The organism is Mumia sp. zg.B21, from assembly GCF_019550855.1.
Lineage (GTDB): Bacteria > Actinomycetota > Actinomycetes > Propionibacteriales > Nocardioidaceae > Mumia.
Genome location: NZ_JAHWCJ010000003.1, coordinates 56,788 through 81,453, shown reverse-complemented (window position 1 = coordinate 81,453; position 24,666 = coordinate 56,788). Strand labels below are relative to the sequence as shown.

The window sequence follows — 24,666 nt, the reverse complement described above, 5'->3', positions numbered from 1 at the left end:
AGAGACCGGTCCTCGCGTGGGACGCTAGCCCCGTGAGTCACACGCACAGCCATCTCGGAGCGAGCGACGATCTCGACCAGGGCCGGCGCGGCCTCGCGACCGTGCTCGCGGTGGTCGTCGGGCTGCTCGGCGTCGCACTCGCGGTCGCGGTGTGGATCCTGTGGCCGGACGCCGACGACGTCGCGAAGGCGCCCAACCCCTACGGCACGCAGGGCGTCAGCATCGTGTCGGCCACCGTGACCGACGTCCGCGCCGTCGACTGCGGTGGCGGCGCGGTCGGACCCGACGGTCTCCCCGCTGTCCAGGGCGACTGCGGCGAGCTGCTGCTGCGTACGTCCGACGGCAAGTCCGCGAGCGTCACGGTCCAGCCGGCGGTCTTCCGCAGCGGCGTGGACGTCGGGGACGCCGTCGACCTGGTGCGGGTCCAGCCTGAGGGCGCCAGCGAGCCCACGTACGAGTTCCTCGACTTCGATCGCGGGATGCCGCTGCTGTGGCTCGGACTCGCGTGCGCGCTCGTCATCGTCGCCGTCGCCCGCTGGCGTGGACTGCTGGCGATCGCGGGAGTGGTCGGCACCATCGGGGCTATCGTCGTCTTCGTCCTGCCCGCCCTGCTCGCGGGCGAGAACCCGCTGGTCGTGGCCGTCGTCGGGTCGAGCGCGATCATGCTGGTCGTCCTGTATCTCGTGCACGGAGTCTCGATCCGGACGACCGCCGCCTTGTTCGGCACGTTGTCGGGGCTCGCCATCACCGCGATCCTCGGCTCGCTCACGACGGGATGGACGCACCTCACCGGCATCTCCTCCGAGGACGACCAGATCCTGATGGCCGTCGCGGAGCAGATCAGCCTGTCCGGGGTGGTGACCGCGTCGATGGTCATCGCCGGTCTCGGCGTGCTCAACGACGTGACCGTGACCCAGGCGAGCGCGGTGTGGGAGCTGCGGTCGGCACAGCCCGGAGCGAGCCGACGCCAGACGTTCATGTCGGCGATGCGTATCGGCCGCGACCACATCGCGTCGAGCGTCTACACGCTGGTGTTCGCCTACGCCGGGACGGCCATGACGGTGCTGCTCCTGGTGACCGCGTACGACCGGTCGCTGCTCGACATCGCGGGCACCGAACAGGTGGGCGCGGAGATCGCGCGCACCCTGGTCGGGCTGATCGGCCTGGTGCTCGCGGTCCCGATCACGACCGCGATCGCCGCCGCGCTCGCCCCCGGACCCTCCGACGAGGCACACGCTGGCGACGCGGAGACCGTCCCGCCGCCTGACCCCGCCGCACACGCCGTCCGACCTCGGTAGCGGACGATCACCCGACGCCGGGCAGCACGCCGACGACCTCGTACGTCGAGTCGAGCGCGACCAGGTGCGCCGGGCCGCCGACGGTGATGGCGCCGCCGTCGAGGCCGAGTGCGGTGGCCGGGGCGGCTGAGGCCGCGCACGCCACCGCGACGGGATCGAGGCCCAGCACCCCCAGCGCACGTCGTACGGCGGAGTCCATCGTCAGCGTGCTGCCGGCGATCGCCCCGGAGTCGGCGAGGCGAGCGGTGCCGTCGGCGACGTCCACGGCCAGACCGCCGAGCTCGTAGCGTCCGTCCTGCGCGGCCGCCGCCGCCATCGCGTCCGTGACGAGGACTCCACGCTCGCCGGCGTCGAGGAGCAGCCGGCGCGCCCACGCGTCGTGGAGGTGGATGCCGTCGAGGATGACCTCGAGGCGGACGCCGGGGGTCTCGAGGGCCGCCACGACCGGACCGGGTGCGCGGTGGTGGACCGGCATCATCGCGTTGGAGGCGTGGGTGAGGACGGTGGCTCCGCGCGCGAACGCCTCCCTCGCCAGCGCGTAGTCGGCCGCGGTGTGGCCGACGGCGGCGACGACCCCCTCGGCGGCGAGGTGCTCGATCGTGTCGAGCCCGCCGTGGAGCTCGGGTGCGAGCGTCACCATCCGTACCAGCCCGTCCCCGGCGGCGAGCAGCCTCGCGACGGCCTCGTGGGTCGGCGGTGTGAGCGCGTCCGGGTCGTGCGCCCCCCGGTGGTCGGGCGACAGGAACGGGCCCTCGAGATGGATGCCGCGGACGGGACCCAGCTCCCCCGAACGGATCGCGCGCGCGAGTCCTCCGACCTGCTCTGCCAGGACGTCGACGCGGGCGGACACCAGGCTTGCGAGCATCGTGGTCGTCCCGTGCGCAGCGTGGGTTCGAGCGGCGGTGCGCGCGGCCTCCAGTCCGCCGTCGAAGGACGCCCCACCCCCGCCGTGGCAGTGCCCGTCGACGAAGCCGGGGAAGATCCACGGGTACGCCCCCGCGACCGGAGCCTCGTTCTGACCGATCGCCGTGACGATGCCGTCGCGATGCTCGACCCACCCGTCGGTGAGGACGCCTTCGGGCAGGACGACCCGGTCGGCGTCGATGTGCTCGGGCAAGGGCGTCGCGTCGGTCACCCACCCACCCTAGGGCTCCGGCGGGGCGCCGCCGGAGCGCATGGGAGGCTCACGGTGTGACGAACACGCCCTCTTCCCGAACGCCTGACGCCCGCAGCTCAGCAGGCCCGACGACGCCCGCGACCCGCGTCGCCGGACCGTTGATCGCCTCCGGGGTCGTGCTCCTCTTCGCGCTGCCCTTGGCCTGGATGCTCGCCTACTTCATGAAGGACGAGCTCCAGACGGCCGACCACGTCGTCTTCCTCGCCGTCCCCGTGGTCGAGCTGGTCGTCGCCGGGCTCGTCGCAGGCCTGGTGATCGGGCGGTCGCCCGGGATGTCGTACCGCCGTGCGATGGCAGGGGCGCTCGCCCTCGTGTTCGTCCCGCTGCTGGCGATCGTGACCGTGTACGCCGCACTCAGCCTCACTCCGCTCTTCGATGACGCGATCGGGCGATCGGCGAGCGACGGCCTGTGGCTGGGCGTGGCAGCAGCGGCCGCGGTGCTCGCGGTGCTGCTGTTCCGCGCCGGCGTCCGGTTGATGCGCGCGCGTCCCTGACCGAGGTGCGCACTGCGGGTCCCGACGGCGAGCACCTAGCATCGAACCCATGAGTGTCATCAAGATCAACGCGATCACCGTCCCCGCAGACTCCGGCGACGAGCTCGCCCACCGCTTCGCCGCCCGGGCGGGTGCCGTGGACGACGTCGACGGCTTCGAGGGCTTCGAGCTGCTGAAGCCGACCGACGAGCGCACGACGTGGCTGGTCATCACGCGCTGGCGCGACGACGAGGCTTTCGAGGCGTGGAAGAGCTCGCCCGCCTTCGCGCACGGCCACGGCGACTCCGCCGTCGGTGCCCACGGACACGGCGGCGAGCACGCCGGTCACAGCGCGGGCGAGCACGCCGGCCACGGCGGCGGCCACGGCGGCCACGCGGGTGCCCACGGACACGGCGGGGAGCACGCCGGTCACGGCCAGCGCCCGGTCGGCGTCTCCGCCGAGCTGTGGTCGTACGAGGTTGCAGGCGGCACCTCCGCCTCCTGACGACGGCGGTCCCGGTGCCGGTGTGCGATCTCCGGCACCGGGCCCTCGTCGACGTCAGCCCTGTGAGCAGGGCTCCAGGCCGGTCAGCTCCAGGCCGCCATCTTCTGCAGCAGCTCGGGGCCGCGCTCGTCCACGAGCCGGCCCCCCGTACGGATCCCGAGCAGCAGCACGCCGATCCCCGAGCCGAGCCCGACCACGACGGTGAGGGCGGTGGCCCACACTGCCCCGGTGGCGAGCGCGACCACGAAGAGGACGACCGTGGGCGCCGACAGGAGCGCCACGACGACGAGACCGATCGTCTGTCCGACGAAGATCGCGGTCGTCGCTCCCTGCGGCTGCGAGAACAAGCCGTCGCCGGGCTTCTGGACCGGATAGAGATAGGCCGCCGACAGGACCGACGACGCCCCGGCTGCGATCAGCAGCACGCCGACCGACATGCCGAGCACCGCCACCAGGGTGTCCCAGCGCCCGGCGGCCCACACACCGCCCACGGCCAGGAGCACGACCATCGGCAGCCCGAGCGTCAGCACCGCCACGACCCTCCCCGCTCGGTCGGCGGCGCCGCGGACGCCTGAGACGACGTGCAGCCAGAACGCGGTGTTGTCGTAGGCCAGGTCGGCAGAGATCGCGAAGCCCATCACGTACGCGATGACGGGAGCCAGCCACAGGAGGCTGTCGTTGCCCTCCAGCCCGCCGACGACGATGAACGGCACCGGCAGGAACGGGACGAAGGCGATCGAGCCGGCATAGCGCGGGTCGCGCTGCCAGTAGGTCAGGCACCGGGCGGCCACGGCACCCGTACGCGTGTCAGGCAGGCGGTCGAGCCAGCCGTAGCCCTGTGCCTGCGCCGCGGAACCGTGCGAGGGCGGCCGTGTCATCGTCCGGTCGAGCGCCGCACCCCACGCGAGGAGCATCAGCGCGAGCGTGACCAGCGTGACCACGATGCGGCCGAGCGCCGACAGCCAGCGGCCCTCGGCGACGTCGCCGGCGAGGGACCACGGTGCGCCGAGCGGGGTCCAGGCGAGCACGCCCGCGACGTCGGGGAGCCAGTCGCGCACGCCCGAGAGCCTCCCGAAGAGCTGGCCGACGAGCGGCCCCAGCATCAGCACCGGGACCAGGACGAGCACCACCGCGATCTCGCGGAAGCGCCGCCGTTCCACCAGAGGGGCCATCACGGCGGTGATCGTCCGCGAGCCCACCGCGCAGAGTGCGACGCCGAGGACGGCGCCGACCACCGCGGCGACGAGGGCCAGCGGGGAGTCCCACCACGCCAGCGCCGTCGACAGCCCGGAGAGCAGGGTCGCCGCCCCGGCGACGCCGACCATCCCGGCGAGCGCGAGACCGACCAGGAGGTCGCGGCGCTCGATCGCGTACTGCTGGAACCGTCGCGGGTCCAGCGTCGCGTCGAGGCCGAAGGCGAGCAACGGGATGAGCCACCACCCCAGCACCGCGACCGAACCTCCGACGACGAGCCATGCCCACCTCTCGTCGTCGGGAAGGAACGAGAGGCCGATCGACCCCACCGCGACCATCCCCACGATGGACAGCCCGTACAGCGCGGAGAGGACGAAGCCGACCGTCTGCCAGGCCGAGCGCCGGAACCCGTTGAGCAGCAGGGTCAGCTTGAGTCTCAGGAGGACTGCAACCACGACAGTCCTTCCGTCACCTGAGCGCCGCCCACGAGCTGCACGAACCGGTCCTCCAGCGACTCCCCCGCGCGAACGTCGTCGACGGTGCCGGAGGCGAGCAGGAGTCCACGCGCGACCACCGCGACGTGGCTGCACATGCGCTGGACGAGATCCATGACGTGCGACGAGACCACCACGGTGCCGCCGCTGGCGACGAACCCGGTGAGCAGCTCGCGGATGCCCGCCGCCGACACCGGGTCGACGGACTCGAACGGCTCGTCGAGAACGATCACGCGCGGTGCGTGGATCAGCGCGGAGGCGAGGGCGACCTTCTTGGTCATGCCGGCCGAGTAGTCGACGACCAACGTGTCGGCGTCGTCGGCGAGGCCGAGCGTCGCGAGGAGGTCGTAGGTCCGTGCGCGGACGGTCTCGCGGTCCAGCCCGCGCAGCTCGCCGGCGTACGCGATGAGCTGCGCACCGGTGAGCCGGTCGAACAGGCGCAGACCGTCGGGCAGCACGCCGAGCTGCTTCTTGGCCCCAGCGGGGTCGCGCCACACGTCGATCCCGTGCACCGAGACGCGCCCGAGGTCGGGTCGCAGCAGACCCGTCGCCATCGAGAGCGTGGTGGTCTTGCCGGCTCCGTTGGGACCGACGATCCCGTAGAACGAGCCGGCCGGGATGTCGAGACTGACACCGCCGACCGCCAGCTTGCCGCCGAACGACTTGGACAGGTTGCGGATCGAGATCGCAGCACGGTGGTCGAGAGGTTGTTCGGTCAACGGAGAGACGGCGTACGTCGGGGGCACAGGTCCTGATGCGGCGCGGGGGACGTCCGGGGTGGACAACGGATCAGCTCCTCGATTGTCGATGGGACCACGGTATGCGGGTTTGGTGTCACCTGATTCGACCGGTGCCGCACTTTGCGCACCCTTGTGCGATTCTCCTGGCTTCGCCATGATCCACAGGTGCCCCGTCACCGCAGAGCCCTCGTCATCACACTCGCCTCGCTGGTCGCCCTCACGGTCGTCGGCGCGACCGGATGGGTCACGGCCTCTGCGCGCTCAGCGGACCGAGTCACCGTGGCCGCGGGCACACCACCGGTCTGCGACGACCCGCGGTCGCATGCGGCGAAACCGGTGCGCGAGGACGAGGTGGTCTGGCCGACGCTCCGCGTCGACTCCCGGCTTCGCTGTCGCGTCGCGGCCGTCGTACGCAACGAGTCGTCTGCACCGATCACCGTGACGTCGATCGAGTGGCCGAGCGTCAATGTGCTGAAGGTGGGCTCTCGCGCCCCGTTGAACTGGGTCGCGTCGACGGATGGCGACGACGACAGCGTGGTCCTGGCGTCCGCCTCTGGTGGCGAAGACCTTCCGCCGGGAGGGTCGATGACCATCTGGACGTGGATGGTGTTCGACCCGACCGGCTGCCTCTCGCCCAGGTCGCAGCTGGGGTTCGAGGGCTCGCCGGGGGTGGACTTCTCGGTGCTGGGCCGCCAACACAGCGTCAACGGGATCGGCCCCACGATCGCCTTCAAGGGCACCGCGGAGTCCGCACGCGGCTGCGACGAGGGCGAAGTCGGCACGGGCGGTATGTAGCGTCGGGGCATGGACGCCGTCGTGCTCGACCTCCCGTTCACCGGGCGGTGGATCGTCCAGAACAGCCCCGCCCGGCGCGTCCCCAGCCACGGGACGACGCTGATGGGGACCTCGTACGCGATCGACTTCGTCGGCGTCGACGACCGACGGCGCACGGCTCCGCTGCGCGACTGGCGCACCTACCTCGCGACCGAGCCGCCCGAGCGCTTCTACGCGTACGGTCGTCCCATCCTCGCGCCGTGCGACGGCACCGTGGTCGCCGTGCACGACGGCGAGGTCGACCACGAGGCGCGACGGTCCCAGCTCGCGCTCGTGCCGTACGCCCTGGGACAGGCGGGCCGGATCAGGCAAGGGCCGGCCGCCATCGCCGGCAACCACGTGACCCTCCGGTACGGCGCCGTGTTCGTGACGCTGGTCCACCTGCGCCGCGGCTCGTTGCTCGTCGAGGTGGGTGACGCGGTCACCGCCGGGCAGCAGGTCGCCGAGTGTGGCAACTCCGGCAACTCGACGGAGCCGCACGTGCACGTCCAGGCCAACGACAGCGCCGACATCGCCACCGCCCGAGCGGTGCCGTTGGCGTTCCGCGACTACCGCGAGTGGCCGCGCGGCGGCGGGGAGGCGTACGTCGACCGCACCCTCGGCGTGCCGGCCGAGGCCTCGGTGGTCGCCCCCGTTGCGGGCTGACGCAGCCTGACACCGCCCGGCTACCGGCGGGACGAGGCCGCGACGCGGGTCAGCAGGAACGGTGCCCCGACCCGGCGCAGCAGTGGCCGGTCGACGAAGGTCATGCCGACGATCGTGCCGTCCGGGGCTCCCCGGAGCTCGTCGCGGACCCACCGCCACGGGCGGGGCGCGTCGGCGGCATAGCTGACGACGAGGGCGAGTCCGCCGTCGGCCAGGGACGTTCCGACGCTCAGCTGTATCGGGAGCACCTCCCGCAACCCGGCCGAGGAGTCACGCACCAGGTTGACCCCGCGCACCGTCTGGCTGCCTGGCCCGGTCGCGTGGTCGGCTCCGAACCGCTTGCCGTACCAGCGCGGCAGCCCCACCAGCCCCAGTCCCCACGGCGCCACCGTGCGCAACGGCGCCACGAACGAAGCCTCGAGGTCGCCGATCACCTCCTCGGGCGCGAGCGGCTGCAGCGTGGACCAGGCGTGACGCAGACTTCGGACGGTCGTGCTCATACGGGCTCCTGAGTGCGGGCCGACCGAGCCGGGACGGCGTCGATCGGCGTACGGGTTCGTGCCGAGGTGGGCGGCGCCGGGAAGAGACTGGCGAACCGCTCGGCGAGCGCGGTGATGGTCAAGGAGGGGTTCACTCCGAGGTTCGCCGGGATCACGCTCGCATCGGCGACGTACAGGCCCGGATGGCCGTGCACCTCGTGGCGGTCGTCGACCACGCCGGTGCTGCGGTCGACACCCATCACCGCCCCGCCGAGGATGTGCGCGGTGATCGACAGGCCGCCGACCGACTCGCCGAGCAGGTTGAGCGGACGGCCCCCGGAGGAGTCGGCGAACGCCCGGGTCACCGCGTTGGCGACCGGGAGGAAGCTCGGCGGGCGGACCCCGCCGGTGATCCGCGACCTCAGCACCCGGCGCCAGGGACGGACCGGCGAGCGACTCCACTCCAGGGCCAGCTCGTTGTCGCTGTGCTGCATCGTCGTGAGGACGGTCAGGCGCCGGAGGAAGCCTCGGGCGGTGACCAGGCGCGCCTGAGCACCCGGCCTGCGTGCGATGCGACCCAGGACGCGCAGCGCCCGACGGCCCGCCCGCTCACCCTCCACCATCGGCCCGAGCTGGAAGCGCATGTGCCAGCCGCCGACGTACCGGTTCTGGGTGACGTGGGTGTGCGCGTCGGGATGGAAGTCGGAGCTGATCGTGGTGCCGCGCGAGAGATCCTCGCCCGGTGGCGCGAGCACGGCAGTGAGCGCCTCGCTGTTGGTCCGGACGTGTCGGCCGAGGGTGCTCGAGAGGTTGGGGAGCGTCCCGAGGTCGTCACGGCACCGGAACAGCAGGTCGAGCGTGCCCAGCACCCCTGCGGCGAGCACGACACGTCGAGCCCGGACGACCTGTGCCGGCTGGTTGCGCCAGGGATGCCGGGTCCCGACCTCGAAGCCTCCCCCCGGCAGCGGCGTCAGGGACTCGACCTCGTGCTCGGCGCGGATCTCGGCGCCGTACCTCTCGGCGAGGTGCAGGTAGTTGCGCGTGAGCTGGTTCTTCGCGCCGTACGGGCACCCGAGCAGGCACTCGCCGCACAGTCGGCACCCGGTGCGCGCAGGGCCTTCGCCGCCGAAGAACGGATCAGGCTCCGTGACTCCCTCACGGCCGAAGTGGATGGCGAGCGGCACCGGCCCGTACGAGGCCCCGGCGCCGACCGCACGCGCCGCCGCCTGGAGGTGGTCGTCCATGAGGCCGCGGTGCGTCGTCACGACCCGGCCCAGCATCCGCGCCGCGCGTTGCAGGTGCGGGGCGAGCTCGGTCTGCCAGTCCACCCCGAGGGCGCGCAGCGACGGCGCCCGATAGAAGTCCTTCCCCGGCTCGAGCAGGACGCCCGCCCACACGATCGACCCGCCGCCGACGCCGGTGCCGCCGATGATGCCGACGTGACGGAAGATGCGCTGCCAGAAGAACCCACGCATGCCTACGCCCGGTTGCCAGAGGTACGCCCGCGGATCGCGGCGCGCCCGGCTGAGCGCCCCGTCGTCGAGGCGGCGGCCCTTCTCCAGCACGATCACGCGATGTCCGGCCTCGGTCAACCGCAGAGCACTGACGGCTCCGCCGAACCCACTGCCCACCACGACGACGTCGGCGTCCCAGTCGTCTGCCACCGGGCGCATGCTACGGGGTGTCCGGCACGCCACGGGCCGCGAGCGCCTCGACCAGCCATCGACTGCGCCGCTCGAGCAACCGCGTCATGTACGAGGTCAGCACCACGCGATCGGCGAGACGACCGATCGGCCCGACGGGCGCCTCGTACTCGACCACGTCGGTCATCTGCGTGCGACCAGCCACCGCGTCGAACCGGTGCTCGTGCCACCAGCGGTGGAACGGCCCGGAGACCTGCTCGTCGACGAACCGGCGCGGAGCCTCGTACTCGGTGATCCGCGATGTCATCCGGAACGGGATCCGGAAGTGCGTCGCCTGCCAGGTGACCGTGTCGTCGAGACGCATCAGCCCGGACGTGACTCCTGCGACGGCCCGCTCACCCGACTGGCTCATCGATGCCGTGTGCGCGTCGACCGAGAGGCTCAGCGCGAAGCACGCCTCAGGCGTGGCAGGCACCAAGGAGGACAGCACGATCGTCGGCACGGCCTGACCGTACCGCCTCCTGCGGACCCGGCGCCGGCCATCTTCATCGCGGCCGGAGAGCGGCTGTCATGAGACGATGCCGGCTCGTTGGACGCTGTTCTTGACGTGGAGGTGACGATGCACGCGACTTCCCTGGGCGACGATGCTGTGCTCGGTCCGCTTGAACCGTCGCGGGCCGGGGAGCTCCTGAACCACATGGACCGAGGACGGGAGTTCGTCGGGCGGTACATCGCGCTGCCCGACGCGGTCACCGACCTGGCGTCGAGCCGCGCCTTCCTCCAGGCGTACGCAGACAAGGCGACCACCGACACCGGCCGGATCTTCGGCATCTGGACGGCAGGCACGCTGGTCGGCGGGGTCCTCTTCCGGACGATGGACGTCGAGCAGGGCACCGCCGAGGCCGGCTGCTGGCTGGAGCCCTCGGCGGTGGGCAGAGGGCTGGTGACCAGGGCCGTGCGCCTCATCATCGACTGGGCCGTCGAGGAACGGGGCATCCATCGCGTCGAGTGGCAGGTCAGCCCGGCCAATGCGGCCAGCATCGCGGTGGCGCGCAGGCTCGGAATGACGAGCGAGGGCGTGCTGCGAGAGAACTTTCTGCTGCGAGGGACACGACACGACACGGAGGTCTGGTCGGTGCTCGCGCCGGAGTGGCGGGCCAGCACCGGCGCCGGCGCACAGGGCGGCGATCCGGAACTCCGCGGCGCTGGTGGCACCCCCTCCCGGAAAGGAGCGCCGCATATCGACCGTGTGGTGCCAGACCTGTCCGTGTCAGACCTCGCGGCGGCGGTTCGCCAGCACACGGCCGTCCTCGGCATGGACGTCCTGATGGACCACGGCTGGATCGTGACGTTGGGGGACGGCACCGGGCCTCAGCTGAGCCTGATGACGACCGACGCCACCGCCACCGTCAACCCCCAGGTCTCCGTCTTCGTCGACGACGTCCACGCTGCCTATCGAGCGGCCCTCGGAGCCCACACTGAGATCGTCCACCCCCTCACCGAGGAGCCTTGGGGGGTCACCCGGTTCTTCTACCGCGACTCCTCGGGCAGCGTCGTCAACGTCGGCTCGCACCGCTGATGCTTCTGACATCATCGAACGCTGTGGACCTCGAGCCGGCCGCTCGCCGTCAGCACCCGCGCGCTTATCCGTCGATCCGGACCGGTGTCGTGAGCACCCTGCCCTCATCGACGACGCGGGTCTCGCCGGTGATCTCGAAGCGACCGGTCAGCCGGCGGTCCTCGCTGGAGGTGCCGACCGTGACGTCGATCCTGCCGGGCTCGACGACGCGCTCGAGGTCGCGACCGGTGAAGGACGTGCGGTCCATGTGGACGTCGAAGGTGACGGTCGCGGAGCACCCGGCGTCGAGCCGCACCTTGGCGTAGCCGACGAGCTGCTTGAGGGGCCGGGTCACCTGCGCCAGCGGGTCACCGAGATAGAGCTGCACCACCTCGGCGCCGGCGCGGTCACCGACGTTGGTGACGGTCGCCGCCACCTCGACCATCGCGTCGGTCGCCACGCTCTCCTCGCTGATGTGGAGGTCGGTGAGCTCGAACGAGGTGTAGCCGATGCCGTGCCCGAAGGGGAACAGTGGCCGAGGGTCGAGGTTGGAGATGCCCTCGGAGTACCAGGCGAGCGGCGGTGCGAGATAGGTGCCGGGCTGACCACCGTGGTGCGCGGGGATGCCCACGGGCAGCTTGCCCTCCGGGTTGAGGCGTCCCGTCAGGACGCCGGCAAGGGCCGCGCCGCCTTCCTCGCCCGGCATGAACGCCTGGACGATGGCGGCACAGCGGTCGGCGAACGCCCCGAGCGCGTACGGACGACCCGACACGACGACCAGGACGGTCGGTGTCCCCGTGGCCACCACGCGCTCGACGAGCTCCTCCTGGATGCCGGGGAGCCGGAGGTCGACGGCGTCGCAGCCCTCGCCCGAGGTGCCCAGCCCGAACAGTCCCGCCAGGTCCCCCACGACAACGACGGCCACGTCGCTCTCGGCGGCCGCGCCCACCGCCGCGTCGAGGCCTCCGCGATCGGCCTCGGTGACGGGCACGCCGAGGTGGTGGACGACCTCGGCCTCGACCTCGCCGCGCAGAGCATCGAGGAGCGTCGGTACGTCGACGCCGAGGTCGTCGCCTCCGTACCGCGACAGCACGTGGTTGGGGAACGAGTAGCAGCCCATGAACGTGTTCGGGTCGTCCGCGCACGGACCGACCAGCGCGATGCGCGACGGGACCTGGAGAGGGAGGACGCCGTCGTTGCTCAGGAGCACGATGCTCTGCTCGGCGAGACGACGGGAGACGTCTCTGTTGCGCGGGCTGTCCAGGTCGGTCGACTCCCCGACCGACGTCGGGTCGTACGCGGGATCCAGCATCCCGAGCTCGATCTTCTGCCGCAGCACCCGCCGGGCCGCCCGGTCCACGTACGCCTCGTCCAGAACCCCGTCGGCGACCGCAGACGCGAGGTCGGCGTACCCGGTCGTGCTGGGGAGCTCCACGTCGAGCCCGGCCTCCAGGGCGAGGATCCCGGCGGCGCGCGGGCCGGCGGCGACGCGGTGGGTGGTCTCGAGGAAGGCGACGGCGAAGTAGTCGGCGACGACCGTGCCGCGGAAGCCCCAGCGGTCGCGCAGGACGTGCGTCAGGAGCCTGTTGCTCGCGAGCGCCGGGAGCCCGTCGACGTCGGAGTACGAGTTCATCACCGAGCGCGCGCCGCCCTCGCGGATCGCCATCTCGAACGGCGGCAGGATCATGTCCTCGAGCTCGCGCGGACCGATCGACACCGGCGCATGGTTGCGCGCCGCCTTGGACGCTGAGTATCCGGCGAAGTGCTTCAGCGTCGCGACGATCCCCGCGCCCTCGAGCCCACGGACGTACGCGGCCCCGAGGGTGCCGACCACGTACGGATCCTCACCGAGCGTCTCCTCGACGCGGCCCCACCGGTAGTCGCGGACCACATCGAGCACCGGCGACAGCCCTTGGTCGACCCCGACCGCCTTCATGTCGCTGCCGATGGCGGCCGCCATCTCCTCGACCAGGTCGGGGTCGAACGTCGCCCCCCACGCGATGGCGGCGGGGTAGACCGTCGCGCCGTACGTCGTGAAGCCGGTCAGGCACTCCTCGTGGGCGATCGCCGGGATCCCGAACCGGGACTGGTCGACGACCTGGCGCTGGTAGTCGCGCAGCCGCTTGACGCCGTCGTCGACGGAGACCGGCTCGGTGCCGAAGTTCCGCGTGAGGTGACCCAGGCCGTGGCGGATGGACTCGTCCCACGACAGCCCGTCGCTCATCGCGCTCTCCATCGGGGCCACGTCACCGGCGACCTGCGAGGAGGCGGCGGGCTGGGGCCAGAAGCTGGCGAGCTGGCCGACCTTCTCGTCGAGGCTCATGGCGGCGAGCAGCGCATCGGCGCGCTCGTCGACGGACGCGGCGGGATCGTTCCAGAGGTTCATCGAGTTCCTTCTGCGGTCGGGACCGGGGCGATTCCGGGAGATGGCGTGGTCGCGCTACTTGGAGAAGCCCGCGGTCAGTCCCGAGACCAGGAACCGACGCCCGATGGCGTAGACGACGAGGAGCGGGATCACGGACAGGACGACGGCGGCGAGGATCGCGGGCACGTTGACCGTGAACGATCCCTGGAACGTCCAGAGGGAGAGCGGCAGGACTCTCTTGTCCGCGCTCTGGGTGAGGATCAGCGGGAAGAGGAACGCGTTCCACACGTTGAGCGCGTCGTAGATGGCGACGGTGATGATCGCGGGCACGGTCATGGGCGTGACGAGCCGCCAGAGCAGGCTCCACTCCGACACGCCGTCGAGCCGCATCGACTCGAACAGTTCTCGAGGGATGTCACGGACGAAGTTGACGAGGATCAGGACGGAGATCGGGATCGCGAAGGCGATCGAGGGAAGGATGAGCGCCCACAACGTGTCATAGAGACCGAGGCGGACGATCAGGTAGTAGACGGGCACGATCGTCGCCTGGATCGGGATGGCGATCCCGAGGAGGAGAACCTCGAAGGCCCGTCGCGACAGAGCCGACCGGTTGTGGACGATCACGTACGCGGCCATCAGCGAGAGCGTGACGGTCACGGCCACCGTCGCGACCGTCACGAGGACCGAGTTGACCAGGTACTTGGTGAAGTCGGCGGCCAGGACCTCACGGTAGGCCGTCAGCGTCGGCTCGGTGGGGATCGAGAGCGGGTTGGACGTGAAGTAGTCCGCGCGGGGGCGGAGGCTGGTGACGACGATGTAGTAGATCGGCACCAGCGTGACCGCCAGCCAGAACGTGCCGACGAGCCCTCCGACGAGGTTGGGCCGTTGGGTACGGGTGCGCATGTCAGAGGCCTTCCATCTGGCTGTCCATGCGTGAGCTGCCGCCGAGCCGGTTCAGCAGGTACGACACGGCAAGACCCACGACGACCAGGAGCACGCCCACGACCGCCGCTCCCCCCATGTCGTACGAGCGGAACCCGCGGAGATACATGTCGAGGGGCATCACGCGGGTGGCGTTGCCCGGTCCGCCGTTCGTCATCACGAAGATGAGGTCGAAGTACGTCAGCGAGCCGACGATCATCAGCGTCGACGAGGTCACGATGGTGTTCTTCAGCTGCGGGAGCGTGATGTGGAAGAAGGTGGTCATCCGCCCTGCCCCGTCGATCGTCGCCGCCTCGTACATCGACCGGGGGATCTGGCGTGCCGCGGCCTGGTAGAGCAACGAGTGGAACGGGATGAAGCACCAGGCGATGACGAACACCAGCGTGGGCATGCTCAGTGACGGGTCGCCGAGCCAGTCCTGGTTGAGCGAGTCGATCCCGAGCGCGGTGCCGAGCCCGAAGTTCGGGTCGAGGAGCGACTTGTACGCGATGCCGACCGCGGCTGCGGAGAACAGCAGGGGGAGAAACAACAGCACCGAGTACACGGCGCGGTAGCGCTGTCGCCCTGCCATGAAGACGCCGAGGAGGAGACTCGTGGGGCACTGGACCAGCCACGAGGCGACCGTGAGGATGACCGACAGCGTGATGGCGTGCTGCGTGACCGGGTCCGAGAGCACCGACGTCCAGTTCGCGGTGCCCGCCCACTCAGGCGTCCCCAGACCGTCCCACGTCGTGAACGACAGGATGACGACACCTGCCAGCGGCACGACGGCGAAGAACGCGAAGAAGCCCATGGCTGGCGCGCTCATCCACAGGGACGGACCGAGGCGACGGGGGCGAGGACGGGCGGGCGGGCTGGTGGACTGGCGGGGCTCTCGGACCCGGTCGGCAACGGTCATGACGCGTCGTTCATCGCCTTCGCGAACTGCTCGGGCGTCTTCTGGCCGAGGAAGAGCTGGCTGAGGTTCGTCAGCAGCGCCTGCGCCTGGCTCGCCGGTAGCGCCTGGTCCCACGACAGCTGGAAGTTGGGCGCGTTCTTGACCATGTCGTACGCGAAGGTGAGAAACGGCGCCTGGTCGGAGCCGGCGATCTTGTCCTCGGCACCGACGGTGACCGGGACGCCACCGTTCTTGATCAGCTCGTCCACGTACTTCTCGTCCCACATCGCATCGTTGAGGTAGTCCACGGCGGTGTCCTGCTGCTCCTTGGACGCCTTCGCCGAGACGGACCAGAAGTTGGCCGGGTTGCCGACGATGTTGGCGGGGTCACCCTTGCCACCCTCGACCGACGGGAAGTTGGCGAAGCCCAGGTCGCCGCTGTCGGCGAAGTCCGGGGCGTCGGTGAGGAAGTTGGAGTACGTCCAGGCACCTTGCAGCAGCATGCCGCTCTTGCCGGTGTGCAGGAGGGCGGCATCAGCGTTGGCGTCGGCGACGACGGAGCCGAACTTGTCACCGAAGGCACCAGCGTCGACGAGCTGGGTGATCATGCCGAGCGCCTTGAGCATCTCGGGGCTCGACCAGGCGTCGGGCTTGCCGTCGATGACGGCGTTGAACGTCTCGGGTCCGCCGACGCGGTCGGCGAGGTACTGGATCCACATCAGCTCGGGCCACTGGCTCTGCCCCGCAAGTGCGATCGGGGTGTCGACTCCGGCTCTCTTGAGCTTGGCGACGTCGTCCAGGAGCTCGTCGAACGTGGTGGGCGGACCGTCGACGCCTGCCCCCTCGAGGACCTTGTTGTTCGTGAAGAGGATGACGGGTTGGGCGTTGTTGTTGGGGACCGCGTAGAGCTTGCCGTCGATCTTGCCGCTCTCGAGCACGGAGGGGACGAGTCGCTCCTGAAGCTCCTTCGTCCGAGAGGTCAGGTCGACGACGTCGTCGTTGCCGACGTAGTCCGTGAGCGCGCCGCCGGCCCAGTTGAAGATCAAGGTCGGTGCGCTGCCGGACCCGACGGCGGTCCGGATCTTTTCCTTGTAGGCGTCGTTCGCGAACCAGTCGGTCGCGATCTCCTGGTCGGCGTTGTCGCTGTTCCAGGTCTCGAACGAGCTGCGGAACGTCGCCTCCGAGCCGCCGGTGAGCACCCAGGCGCTCGCGTCCTCGCCGCCGCTCCCGGGATCGGTTCCGCCGCATGCGCTCAGGACGAGAGCGGCCGCGCTCGCCGCGGCGCCGATCGCGACCAGCCTCTTGTTGCCTCTCATGGTGTGCTTCCTCTCCGTGCCGAAACGTTTCGGGCGGTTTCGGTTGAGATGACCATAGACCGGATGTGATGCACGACACAAGAGGTGGAAGTCGGGCGTGACCCACCGCTGGATTTCTCGCTGTTCTCGCGCGGATCGTGGACGAAACGTTTCGAATCCCGTACGGTGCACGCATGGCCGAGACGCACGTGACCTTGGGGCAGGTCGCCACCCGGGCGGGCGTCTCGAAGGCGACCGCCTCCAAGGTCTTCAACGACCGCGCCGACGTTGCCCCCGAGACGAGGACACGCGTCACCACGGCGGCCGACGAGCTCGGGTACGTGCCTGCGGTCCGCGCCCCTGCTCCCGGCACCACCCAGGTGTGGGTCGTGTTCGACCGCCTCGCCAACGCCTACTCGGCGACGGTGCTCGACGGTCTGCTCGCCGAAGCGCAGGTCCGAGACGCCATCGTCATCGTCAACGAGTTCGGCAACGTCGCCGACGACCGCTTCGCGCCAGGCTCGCCGGCCTGGATCCGGCAGGCCCAGGCGCGCGGCGCCCAGGCCTTCATCCTCGTGACCAACCCGCTCTCCGACGACCACGTCGCTGCCTGCCGCCGCCGCGGGACTCCCCTGATCGTCGTCGACCCGGTGGCTGCGGCACCTGACGGCGTGATGAGCGTCGGCGCGACCAACTGGATGGGCGGCGTGCAGGCCACCGAGCACCTCCTCTCGCTCGGACACACCCGTCTCGCCTACGTCGGTGGAGAGCCGACGTCCACGCCGGCCAACGAGCGGTTGGCGGGATTCCGCAGCGCCATCGAGACGGCCGGCCTCGACCCGAACGCCGCCCCGGTCGTCCCCGGGACGTTCGACTACGACGACGGCCTCGGATGCACGACACTGCTTCGTGACACCGACCGCCCGACCGCGATCTTCGCCGCCAGCGACGCCGTTGCCCTCGGCGTGCTCGAGGCCGCGCGCCAGGTCGGCCTGCGCGTTCCCGACGACCTCTCGGTCGTCGGGTTCGACGACACCTTCGCCGCGCACGCGGCCTCACCCCAGCTCACGACCGTCCGCCAACCCCTCACCCAGATGGGGCGCATGGCGATGCAGGCGGCCGTCGAGGGTGCCCGCGACGGCTCCCGCGTCTCCCCTCCGGTGCAGCTCGCGACGTCCTTGGTCGTGCGGGGTTCGACCGCACCACCCGCCTCGCGGGAGGCGTCACGGTGACGGTCAGGAGGTCCCCGACGATCCGTCCTCATTCTCGCGTCCCAACCACAGGGCCATACCGATCGACAGATCCCGATCCTCGGTGAAGCCCAGTCGCGTGTAGAGGCCTCTCCCTGGCGGGTCGGCCATGAGCGAGACGAAGGCACCCGGCGGCGCCCCGTCCCGTACCTGGTCGAGCAACCAGGTGAGCACCGCGTTCCCGACACCCCGCCGCTGGTGAGCAGGCAGCACGGCCATGTCGACCACGTGGAAGTACCAGCCACCGTCACCGATGAGCCGCCCCATTCCCACTGTTCCGCCACCGCTGTCGATGACATGGCATGCGGACCAGCTGCCGGGCAAGGCTCGTTCTGCCTGCTCCACGGTGCGCGGCGTAAGGCCGGCATCGTTCCGCAGCCGCAGGTAGTCGGCCGTGCTGGGCACTCCCGCACAGAGCGAGTATCCAGGTGCCAGCCCTGTCACTGCGCCACCCCATGCCGGCTCTCGTCACCGGCCCGTGCGGCTTCGTCGATGTAGTGCGCCAACGCCTCCCGAGAACGAGTCAGCGCGTCGACCTGGTCGTCCAGGCGGCCCAACCGGGTCCGCATGGCCGCCAGCAGCTCCGGACAGCCGACGAGCTCGGGCGCCTCCCCGACTGCGCACGGCAGCAGGTAGGCGATGTCCTCGGTCGACAGTCCCGCCTCGAGGAGGTGCCGGATCTGCTTCACCGTGACGACGTCCGCCGGGCCGTACACCCGGTATCCGGCCCCGTTGCGGCCCGGCTCCAGCAGTCCTTGGGCCTCGTAGTACCTCAGCTGATGGGCATTGACCTCGGTCCGACGGCTCAGCTCTCCGATATGCACAGCTCCCCCTTGACCTTCACACCGGTCTCAACGTTCAGCATGCTGGTATGACTTCCCGTACCGATTCTGACGTGACACTCATCGGCCTCGGCCTCATGGGCACCGCCCTGGCGGGCGCACTGCTCGGAGAGGGGCACCGGACGACCGTGTGGAACCGCACGGCCGCCAAGGCAGAGGAGCTCGTGACTCAGGGCGCGCTGCTCGCCGACTCGGTCGAGTGTGCGTTGCAAGCGAGCCCGGTGGTCGTCACGTGCGTCTCCGACTACGCGTCGCTCCAGCAGGTCCTCACCCCGGTCGCCGACAGACTTGGCGGTCGAGTCCTGGTCAACCTGTCGTCGGGCGACTCAGAGCAGGCCCGCGAGATGGCTCGCTGGAGCGAGGACCGAGGTGCGGCCTATCTCGACGGCGCCATCATGGCTGTTCCCCCGACGATCGGCACCGCTGCGGCAGTGATCCTGCTGAGCGGCCCCGAGACCGCCTTCACCATGCACCAGTCCATCTTCGACGCGCTCGGCACCACCGCCTACCTCGGCGAGGACCATGGTCTGTCGGCTCTGTACGACGTCGCCGGCATGAGCATGATGTGGGGCGTTCTGAACGCCTGGCTCCAGGGCGTGGCCCTGCTGAGCACCGCCGGCGTCGACGCGGCCTCCTACACGCCGTTCGCGGCCCAGCTGGCGCAGGAGACGGTGGGCTGGCTCGCCGGTTATGCCGACCAGGTCGACCGTGGGACCTACCCACCCGACGACGCGACGCTCGACACCCACGCGGGCGGAATGACGCACCTCATCGAGGAGAGCGAGAGGCTCGGCGTCAACGCGGAGCTCCCGAGGCTCTTCAAGGCGCTTGTCGATCGAGCCATCGCCGTCGCCCAGGGAGGAAGGAGCTATCCCGTTCTGATCGAGCAGCTCGCCCAACCGCACGCAACGTCGAGATGATCGAGCTCACGGTGCGGCGTAGCGCTCGCGACACGGTGACGCGGAGCTCCACCGCGTTCCGTCGAGCGCAGGCGTCACGCCTCGCCCCGACAGTGGCTCAGGCCTACCGCGGGACGAGGCGCGACCGACCTCACTCAGCGTGGGGGCGGAAGACGCTCACGCGTCGCTCAGTCGACCACCGAGCGGACGATCTCGGCGATGCGCTTCTCCGTGTCGTCGTCCACGGTCTCGAAGAACCACGCAGCCGGCATCAACAGCCCGTCCGCGCCGCCTGCGGCTCGAAAGGCCGACTTCTCGGTGATCGCGAGATTCAAGCGTTCGTCGTTGCGCAGCGTCACGAGCGCGGGCGTGCTCGCCGACGTCGCGTAGGCGGGCATTCCGTACCAGATCCGTGGCTTCAGCGCGGGGGCCGCAGTCATGATGATGTCGTGCACACGCTGCATGGTTGACCGCCTCGGCTCGTCCATCTTCGAGATCTTGTCGACCACCTGTGCCAGATTCTTCTCGTCCTTCGACGTCACGTCATGTCCTCTCTCGTCAGCCGATGTCGAGCACCGGCGGAATGAAGTCGGCGCGAATGCGCCGCACCCCATCCGGACATGTCCTGAGCTGCTCAGGCCTCTCCGCGATGATTCACGTGGCCTTGCCACGTGGAAGCGTCGTCGGTGGCGTACCACCGAGGTCAGGGTATCGGACCGCAGACAGATCACACCACCGTCAGCGATCTCGCCCGACGCTCAGCGCAGCGGCAGCACTTCTCTCGAGGCATCCATGTCACTCGGCTGACCGGCGGGCCGAGGACAGAAACGTGGCGACGGCGGCCTTCACATGGTCTCCTTGGGCCGGTGTCGACGGGATGGCGTCGTCCCCCAGGAACATGGCGTCGTTGACCGGGGCGCCCATGACCAGCCAGTTGAGCTGGATGGCGGCCGTTGTCGGATCGGGCACGGACAAGAGATCGCGGGCGTCGAGGTCGGACAGGATCTGGGCAAGCACGGCGACAGCCCGCTGGGGGCCATGCTCGAACACGGCCCGCGCCAGCTCGGGGAATCGCGGGACTTCACCGATCACCAACCGGCGCAGCCTGAGCATGCGCGGCTGCAATACCGCCGCCAGCTGCCGGCTCAGTATCGACTCGAGCACCGGCGCGATGCGGTCGGCCGACTCGATCGGGAGAGCGTCGACCTGGTGCACGTCGTCGGCTGCCAGCCGGGTCATCGAGGTGACGAGCTCGATGAAGAGCTGCTCCTTGGTGCCGAAGTGCGCGTACACGGTCTGCTTCGAGACTCCGGAGGAACGAGCGAGATCGTCCATGGTCACGCTCTCGTAGTGGGCGGCGAGGAAGGCCTCCTCCGCGGCTGCCAGGATGGCTCGCCGTTTCGCCGCCGAGCTCGGGCGCATCCCGGCTGACCCTTGACTTATCACACCCACCAGTCTAACTTCTTAATTCTAGACGCACCAGTCCAGAAACTTACGAGGGGGCGACCATGACAGGTGTCAGCACCACCATCTCGCGTGACGGCACCAGGCTTGCCTACGAGGTGAACGGCGAAGGCCCGCCGCTCGTCTACGTGACGGGGGCCATCTGCCACCGGACGTTCCGCCCCGTCCAGAAGGGCGCCTCGGTGTTGTCACGGTCCTTCCGGGTGTTGTCCTACGACCGGCGCGGACGCGGCGACTCGACCGACACAGCGCCGTGGTCGCTCGACCGTGAAGTCGAGGATCTCGAGGCGCTCATCGACACGATGGGAGGACGATCGTTCATCTACGGCCACTCGTCGGGGGCGGTGCTGGCTCTGCACGCGGCCCACAGGCTCGCACCGAAGGTGCAGGGGGTCGTTCTCTACGACGCGTCCTGGGTCGCCGACCAGGCTGGGGCCGATCGCTACGCGACGGTGTGCGCCGGCGTGGAGGCCCTTCTCGACCAAGGACGCGACGCGGCCGCTATCAAGCGCTTCCTCGTCGGCATCGGCATGCCGAGGTTCTTCGCTGCGCTGCTGCCCTTCATGCCGGGGTGGCGTCGGCTCGTCGCGCTCGCACCCACGCTCCGCTACGACATGTCCCTCACCGCGGCACCGCCACCGTTGGACGTCGCCGCCACGGTGCGCGTGCCCACACACGTGATGGTCGGCGAACGCAGCCCCGAGGAGCTGCACCGTGTCGCCGACGCTCTGCAGGCGAGCATCCCAGGCGCCACTCGTGAAACGCTGGCCGGACAGGATCACATGGTCTCGGAGAAGGTGCTCCTACCGAGCCTGGTGCGCCACCTGCGTCCCGGCGAGGAGACAGCACGATCCCGCGACCCTCGCCCCGGCGGTAGTTCCTGAAGGACTGACGGTCTCGGCCTTCAGCGCGCAGCGGCTACCTCTGGCACGAGTTCGCGCGGACTGCGCACAAACGCACCGATTCACACGTTGAAGCGGAACTCCACCACGTCGCCGTCCTGCATGACGTAGTCCTTGCCCTCCATGCGGACCTTGCCCGCCGACTTCGCCGCGGCCATCGAGCCGGCGGCCACGAGGTCGTCGTACGACACGATCTCTGCCTTGATGAAGCCACGCTGGAAGTCGGTGTGGATCACACCGGCCGCCTCGGGTGCGGTCGCGCCCTTCTTGATGGTCCAGGCGCGAGCCTCTTTGGGCCCGGCAGTGAGGTAGGTCTGGAGCCCGAGGGTCTCGAAGCCCACACGCGCCAGCAGGTCGAGTCCGGGCTCGTCGATGCCCATCTCGGCGAGCATCTCGCGAGCCTCCTCGTCGTCGTCGAGCTCGACCAGCTCGGCCTCGAACTTCGCGTCGAGGAAGACGGCCTCTGCGGGCGCGACGATGTCGCGCATCCGCTGCTTGAGCTCCTCGTCCGCGAGCTCGTCGGAGTCGCAGTTGAAGACGAACAGCTGCGGCTTTGCCGACAGGAGGTGCAGCTCGCGCAGCGGCTCGGGATCGAGGCCGGCGGAGAACACGCCGGTGCCTGCCTCGAGGTGCGTACGCGCCTCCCTGACCGCCTCGGCGACGACGGCGACGTCCTTGTCCTTCTTGGCGTCCTTCTCCAGCCGCGGGAGCGCGTTCTCGATCGTCTGGAGGTCGGCGAGGATCAGCTCGGTGCGGATGGTCTCGATGTCGTCGCTCGGCGAGACCTTGCCGTCGACGTGGGTGACGTCGGGGTCGCGGAACACACGGGTGACCTGGCAGATCGCGTCGGACTCGCGGATGTGGCTCAGGAACTTGTTGCCGAGTCCCTCACCCTCAGAGGCGCCACGCACGATGCCGGCGATGTCGACGAACTGAACGGTCGCCGGGAGGATCCGCTCGGAACCGAAGATCTTGGCGAGCTCGTCGAGGCGCGGGTCGGGGACCCCCACCACGCCGACGTTGGGCTCGATCGTCGCGAACGGGTAGTTCGCCGCGAGGACGTCGTTCTTGGTCAGAGCGTTGAAGAGGGTCGACTTGCCCGCGTTGGGGAGTCCGACGATGCCGATGCTGAGTGCCACGAGGAACTAGCGTACGGGGCGGCCGCGACGCGCCGCCGCCCAGTGGTCTCGCGTCGTACGGAACAGGTGGCTGTCGCCCTCGTACCACGGGTCCTTCAGGATGCCGAGGTCCTCGAGCCCGAGGCGTACGGCGATCGCCGCGGACGGCTGGTTGTCCGGATACATGCCGCACCACACCTCGTCGAGCAGCGGCCGGTCCGGCGCGGAGCCGTCGAAGTGTGCGTACGCCACATCGAGCAGGGCCCTCGCCCCCTCCGTCGCGTAGCCGCGACCGGTCGAGTCCGGGTGGAGGTGCCAGCCGACCTGGAGGTCCGGCGGGTCGCTGTTGGGGCACGGCGTGATCATCACCGTGCCCGCGACGACTCCGGTGTCGCGCACCTCGGCAGCCAGACCGAGACAGCCCGGATGGGCCTCGGCCAGCTCATTGAGGTCGTCGATCCAGGCGCGGGCCTCGTCGAGCGACGCCATCGGCGTGAACGGAGGGTCGCCGAGCCACCGGATGACGTCGAGCCGGCTGTGGATGTCGAGCACCCGCGGCGCGTCTCCGTGCGCGTACGGGCGCAGCCGCAGGCGGTCGGTCTCGATCGGGAGCGGCCACGCAGACGGCGGGGTGGCGCGCGTCGGCTGATCGGTCATCCCTCGTTCGTACCACCCTCGGCCGACATCCGTCCTCCCCCGGCGACGAGCGCGTCGCCGAGCTCCGAGCGGAGATAGAGCACCGACCGCCCGTGCCGGGCGCTCGTGAGCAGCCCGGCGTCGCGCATCGCCCGCAGGTGCTGGTTGACCGCAGGGGTCGTCACTCCCAGCCGACCGGCCAGCTCCGTCGACGATGCCGGCACCTCGAGCGCGGTGAGAAGACCAGCACGTGTCACCCCGAGCAGGTCGCCGAGCACCGCCGGCGAGCGGCGCGGCTCGACCTGCCAGAGAGCGCCAGATCCACGGGCGCCGTAGAGGATCATCGGCGGCTCGTCCTCGCCGATCGGCACCGTCGCTCCCCTGGTGAACAGGCTCGGCACGAGCGTCAGGCCCTCGCCGCGAGTGCCTCGACGTCTTTGCAAGGGCGACGTCAGGCGGACCCGTACGACGTCGCCGTCGAGGCAGACGCGGTCGCTGATCCCGCCGAGCATCGCGCCGACGCCCTCTGCGGCCGCGACACGACCACGGTGCACGATGTCGGCCTGCAGAACGCCGCGCATCCGAGGCCACCACGGCGCGAAGCAAGAGTCCCAGTACGCCCGCAGCGCACGCAGCATGCGGCTGCGGACCGCCTCCGCGGACCCCCGAAGCGGGTACGGGAGCCCGTCCGGGTGGACCGCGCGGAGGTCGGCACCCAGGCGCTCGTCCTCCACCCTCGCCAGCGCCTGGAGCTCGGTGTCGACGCGGGTCAGAGGGCTGTGCGGCCGCGGGCTGAGGAAGTCCGGTGTCGACAGCGAATCGTTGCTGAGCGCGCGAAGCATCGTCGTGTCGAGCCGGTCGCGGGCGTCCTGCGTCTCGCGGAGCCACGGAAGGTGGACGGGGAAGCGACCGGGTTCTCGGAACGTGCGCAGCGACAGTGCCAGCTCGTTGATCGGCGAGATCGCGAAGCGGACATCGCCCAGATCCCTGCCGTCCACCTCGTACTCGAGAAGGCCGACCATGAAGCCCTACGCTA

General features: G+C 70.3%; 26 protein-coding genes. 9 read left to right on the top strand and 17 right to left on the bottom strand.

The window, feature by feature from the left end:
• Window positions 1-32 precede the first annotated feature (32 nt).
• Window positions 33-1,298: a YibE/F family protein gene (locus tag KV100_RS20220; protein ID WP_220343846.1), complete on the top strand. Its 1,266-nt coding sequence runs from the start codon at window positions 33-35 to the stop codon at window positions 1,296-1,298.
• Between the two features lie 7 nt (window positions 1,299-1,305).
• Here KV100_RS20220 and KV100_RS14660 read toward each other — a convergent pair whose 3' ends face one another.
• Window positions 1,306-2,433 carry an amidohydrolase family protein gene (locus tag KV100_RS14660; RefSeq protein WP_308291452.1) on the bottom strand — a complete coding sequence of 376 codons (1,128 nt, stop codon included), beginning with the start codon at window positions 2,431-2,433 and terminating at the stop codon, window positions 1,306-1,308.
• A gap of 56 nt (window positions 2,434-2,489) precedes the next feature.
• Here KV100_RS14660 and KV100_RS14655 point away from each other — a divergent pair, with 56 nt between their 5' ends.
• A complete protein-coding gene (locus tag KV100_RS14655; RefSeq protein WP_220343845.1) occupies window positions 2,490-2,969 on the top strand; it encodes a hypothetical protein in 480 nt (159 codons plus the stop codon).
• A 49-nt stretch (window positions 2,970-3,018) separates the two neighbouring features.
• The gene (locus KV100_RS19705; protein WP_255560904.1) at window positions 3,019-3,453 is read left to right on the top strand and encodes an antibiotic biosynthesis monooxygenase; all 435 of its coding nucleotides are present in this window, start codon (window positions 3,019-3,021) and stop codon (window positions 3,451-3,453) included.
• A gap of 83 nt (window positions 3,454-3,536) precedes the next feature.
• On the opposite strand, the gene KV100_RS14645 is transcribed toward KV100_RS19705, so the two are convergent.
• The gene (locus tag KV100_RS14645; protein ID WP_220343844.1) at window positions 3,537-5,102 is read right to left on the bottom strand and encodes a hypothetical protein; all 1,566 of its coding nucleotides are present in this window, start codon (window positions 5,100-5,102) and stop codon (window positions 3,537-3,539) included.
• Window positions 5,084-5,926 carry an ABC transporter ATP-binding protein gene (locus KV100_RS14640; RefSeq protein WP_374226669.1) on the bottom strand — a complete coding sequence of 281 codons (843 nt, stop codon included), beginning with the start codon at window positions 5,924-5,926 and terminating at the stop codon, window positions 5,084-5,086. The genes KV100_RS14645 and KV100_RS14640 overlap by 19 nt, the downstream gene beginning before the upstream one ends.
• Before the next feature lie 120 nt (window positions 5,927-6,046).
• Between KV100_RS14640 and KV100_RS14635 the strand changes: the two genes are divergently transcribed.
• Window positions 6,047-6,676: a hypothetical protein gene (locus KV100_RS14635; protein ID WP_220343843.1), complete on the top strand. Its 630-nt coding sequence runs from the start codon at window positions 6,047-6,049 to the stop codon at window positions 6,674-6,676.
• A gap of 9 nt (window positions 6,677-6,685) precedes the next feature.
• Window positions 6,686-7,360: a M23 family metallopeptidase gene (locus tag KV100_RS14630; protein WP_220343842.1), complete on the top strand. Its 675-nt coding sequence runs from the start codon at window positions 6,686-6,688 to the stop codon at window positions 7,358-7,360.
• Between the two features lie 20 nt (window positions 7,361-7,380).
• On the opposite strand, the gene KV100_RS14625 is transcribed toward KV100_RS14630, so the two are convergent.
• From KV100_RS14625 to KV100_RS14615, 3 genes are read right to left on the bottom strand one after another with little or no spacing between them, the layout of a single operon-like run.
• Window positions 7,381-7,860 (bottom strand): hypothetical protein, encoded by a 480-nt coding sequence (locus KV100_RS14625; protein ID WP_220343841.1) that lies wholly within the window; start codon window positions 7,858-7,860, stop codon window positions 7,381-7,383.
• Complete coding sequence (locus tag KV100_RS14620; protein WP_220343840.1) at window positions 7,857-9,503, bottom strand: FAD-dependent oxidoreductase; 1,647 nt, start codon at window positions 9,501-9,503, stop codon at window positions 7,857-7,859. Before KV100_RS14620 ends, KV100_RS14625 begins: the two co-directional genes overlap by 4 nt.
• A 10-nt stretch (window positions 9,504-9,513) precedes the next feature.
• On the bottom strand, window positions 9,514-9,984 hold the full coding sequence (locus KV100_RS14615) for an SRPBCC family protein (RefSeq protein ID WP_220343839.1): 471 nt from the start codon (window positions 9,982-9,984) through the stop codon (window positions 9,514-9,516).
• A 117-nt stretch (window positions 9,985-10,101) separates the two neighbouring features.
• On the opposite strand from KV100_RS14615, the gene KV100_RS19700 reads away from it, so the two are divergent.
• Entirely contained in the window at window positions 10,102-11,061 is a 960-nt protein-coding gene (locus KV100_RS19700) for a GNAT family N-acetyltransferase (protein WP_255566279.1), read from the top strand.
• A gap of 64 nt (window positions 11,062-11,125) precedes the next feature.
• Here the strand turns inward: KV100_RS19700 and KV100_RS14600 are convergent, their stop codons facing one another.
• The 4 genes from KV100_RS14600 to KV100_RS14585 are packed head-to-tail and all read right to left on the bottom strand — an operon-like array spanning window position 11,126 to window position 16,540.
• The gene (locus KV100_RS14600) at window positions 11,126-13,426 is read right to left on the bottom strand and encodes a glycoside hydrolase family 3 N-terminal domain-containing protein (protein ID WP_220343838.1); all 2,301 of its coding nucleotides are present in this window, start codon (window positions 13,424-13,426) and stop codon (window positions 11,126-11,128) included.
• 54 nt (window positions 13,427-13,480) lie between these two features.
• Complete coding sequence (locus KV100_RS14595; protein ID WP_220343837.1) at window positions 13,481-14,308, bottom strand: carbohydrate ABC transporter permease; 828 nt, start codon at window positions 14,306-14,308, stop codon at window positions 13,481-13,483.
• Window position 14,309: 1 nt separating this feature from the next.
• Window positions 14,310-15,245, bottom strand: a complete 936-nt coding sequence (locus KV100_RS14590; protein ID WP_220343836.1) for a carbohydrate ABC transporter permease — start codon at window positions 15,243-15,245, stop codon at window positions 14,310-14,312.
• On the bottom strand, window positions 15,242-16,540 hold the full coding sequence (locus KV100_RS14585) for an extracellular solute-binding protein (RefSeq protein WP_220343835.1): 1,299 nt from the start codon (window positions 16,538-16,540) through the stop codon (window positions 15,242-15,244). Before KV100_RS14585 ends, KV100_RS14590 begins: the two co-directional genes overlap by 4 nt.
• 173 nt (window positions 16,541-16,713) lie before the next feature.
• On the opposite strand from KV100_RS14585, the gene KV100_RS14580 reads away from it, so the two are divergent.
• The gene (locus tag KV100_RS14580; RefSeq protein ID WP_220343834.1) at window positions 16,714-17,751 is read left to right on the top strand and encodes a LacI family DNA-binding transcriptional regulator; all 1,038 of its coding nucleotides are present in this window, start codon (window positions 16,714-16,716) and stop codon (window positions 17,749-17,751) included.
• A gap of 3 nt (window positions 17,752-17,754) precedes the next feature.
• Here KV100_RS14580 and KV100_RS14575 read toward each other — a convergent pair whose 3' ends face one another.
• Both KV100_RS14575 and KV100_RS14570 read right to left on the bottom strand, forming a co-directional pair.
• Window positions 17,755-18,174 (bottom strand): GNAT family N-acetyltransferase, encoded by a 420-nt coding sequence (locus KV100_RS14575; protein WP_220343833.1) that lies wholly within the window; start codon window positions 18,172-18,174, stop codon window positions 17,755-17,757.
• 35 nt (window positions 18,175-18,209) lie between these two features.
• Entirely contained in the window at window positions 18,210-18,593 is a 384-nt protein-coding gene (locus tag KV100_RS14570) for a MerR family transcriptional regulator (protein ID WP_220343832.1), read from the bottom strand.
• 47 nt (window positions 18,594-18,640) lie between these two features.
• Between KV100_RS14570 and KV100_RS14565 the strand changes: the two genes are divergently transcribed.
• A complete protein-coding gene (locus KV100_RS14565; RefSeq protein ID WP_255566278.1) occupies window positions 18,641-19,531 on the top strand; it encodes an NAD(P)-binding domain-containing protein in 891 nt (296 codons plus the stop codon).
• Between the two features lie 167 nt (window positions 19,532-19,698).
• On the opposite strand, the gene KV100_RS14560 is transcribed toward KV100_RS14565, so the two are convergent.
• Window positions 19,699-20,052 (bottom strand): DUF1801 domain-containing protein, encoded by a 354-nt coding sequence (locus KV100_RS14560; protein ID WP_220343830.1) that lies wholly within the window; start codon window positions 20,050-20,052, stop codon window positions 19,699-19,701.
• A 253-nt stretch (window positions 20,053-20,305) separates the two neighbouring features.
• Window positions 20,306-20,932 (bottom strand): TetR/AcrR family transcriptional regulator, encoded by a 627-nt coding sequence (locus KV100_RS14555; RefSeq protein WP_220343829.1) that lies wholly within the window; start codon window positions 20,930-20,932, stop codon window positions 20,306-20,308.
• A gap of 86 nt (window positions 20,933-21,018) precedes the next feature.
• Here KV100_RS14555 and KV100_RS14550 point away from each other — a divergent pair, with 86 nt between their 5' ends.
• Window positions 21,019-21,858, top strand: coding sequence for an alpha/beta fold hydrolase (locus KV100_RS14550; protein ID WP_220343828.1), 840 nt, complete (start codon window positions 21,019-21,021; stop codon window positions 21,856-21,858).
• Window positions 21,859-21,938: 80 nt separating this feature from the next.
• Here the strand turns inward: KV100_RS14550 and ychF are convergent, their stop codons facing one another.
• Genes ychF through KV100_RS14535 form a run of 3 tightly spaced genes read right to left on the bottom strand, consistent with a single transcriptional unit; the run spans window position 21,939 to window position 24,652 of the window.
• Window positions 21,939-23,015 (bottom strand): redox-regulated ATPase YchF, encoded by a 1,077-nt coding sequence (ychF, locus tag KV100_RS14545; protein ID WP_220343827.1) that lies wholly within the window; start codon window positions 23,013-23,015, stop codon window positions 21,939-21,941.
• Between the two features lie 6 nt (window positions 23,016-23,021).
• Window positions 23,022-23,651 (bottom strand): GNAT family N-acetyltransferase, encoded by a 630-nt coding sequence (locus tag KV100_RS14540; protein ID WP_220343826.1) that lies wholly within the window; start codon window positions 23,649-23,651, stop codon window positions 23,022-23,024.
• The gene (locus tag KV100_RS14535; protein WP_220343825.1) at window positions 23,648-24,652 is read right to left on the bottom strand and encodes a DUF5937 family protein; all 1,005 of its coding nucleotides are present in this window, start codon (window positions 24,650-24,652) and stop codon (window positions 23,648-23,650) included. Before KV100_RS14535 ends, KV100_RS14540 begins: the two co-directional genes overlap by 4 nt.
• Window positions 24,653-24,666: the final 14 nt, after the last annotated feature.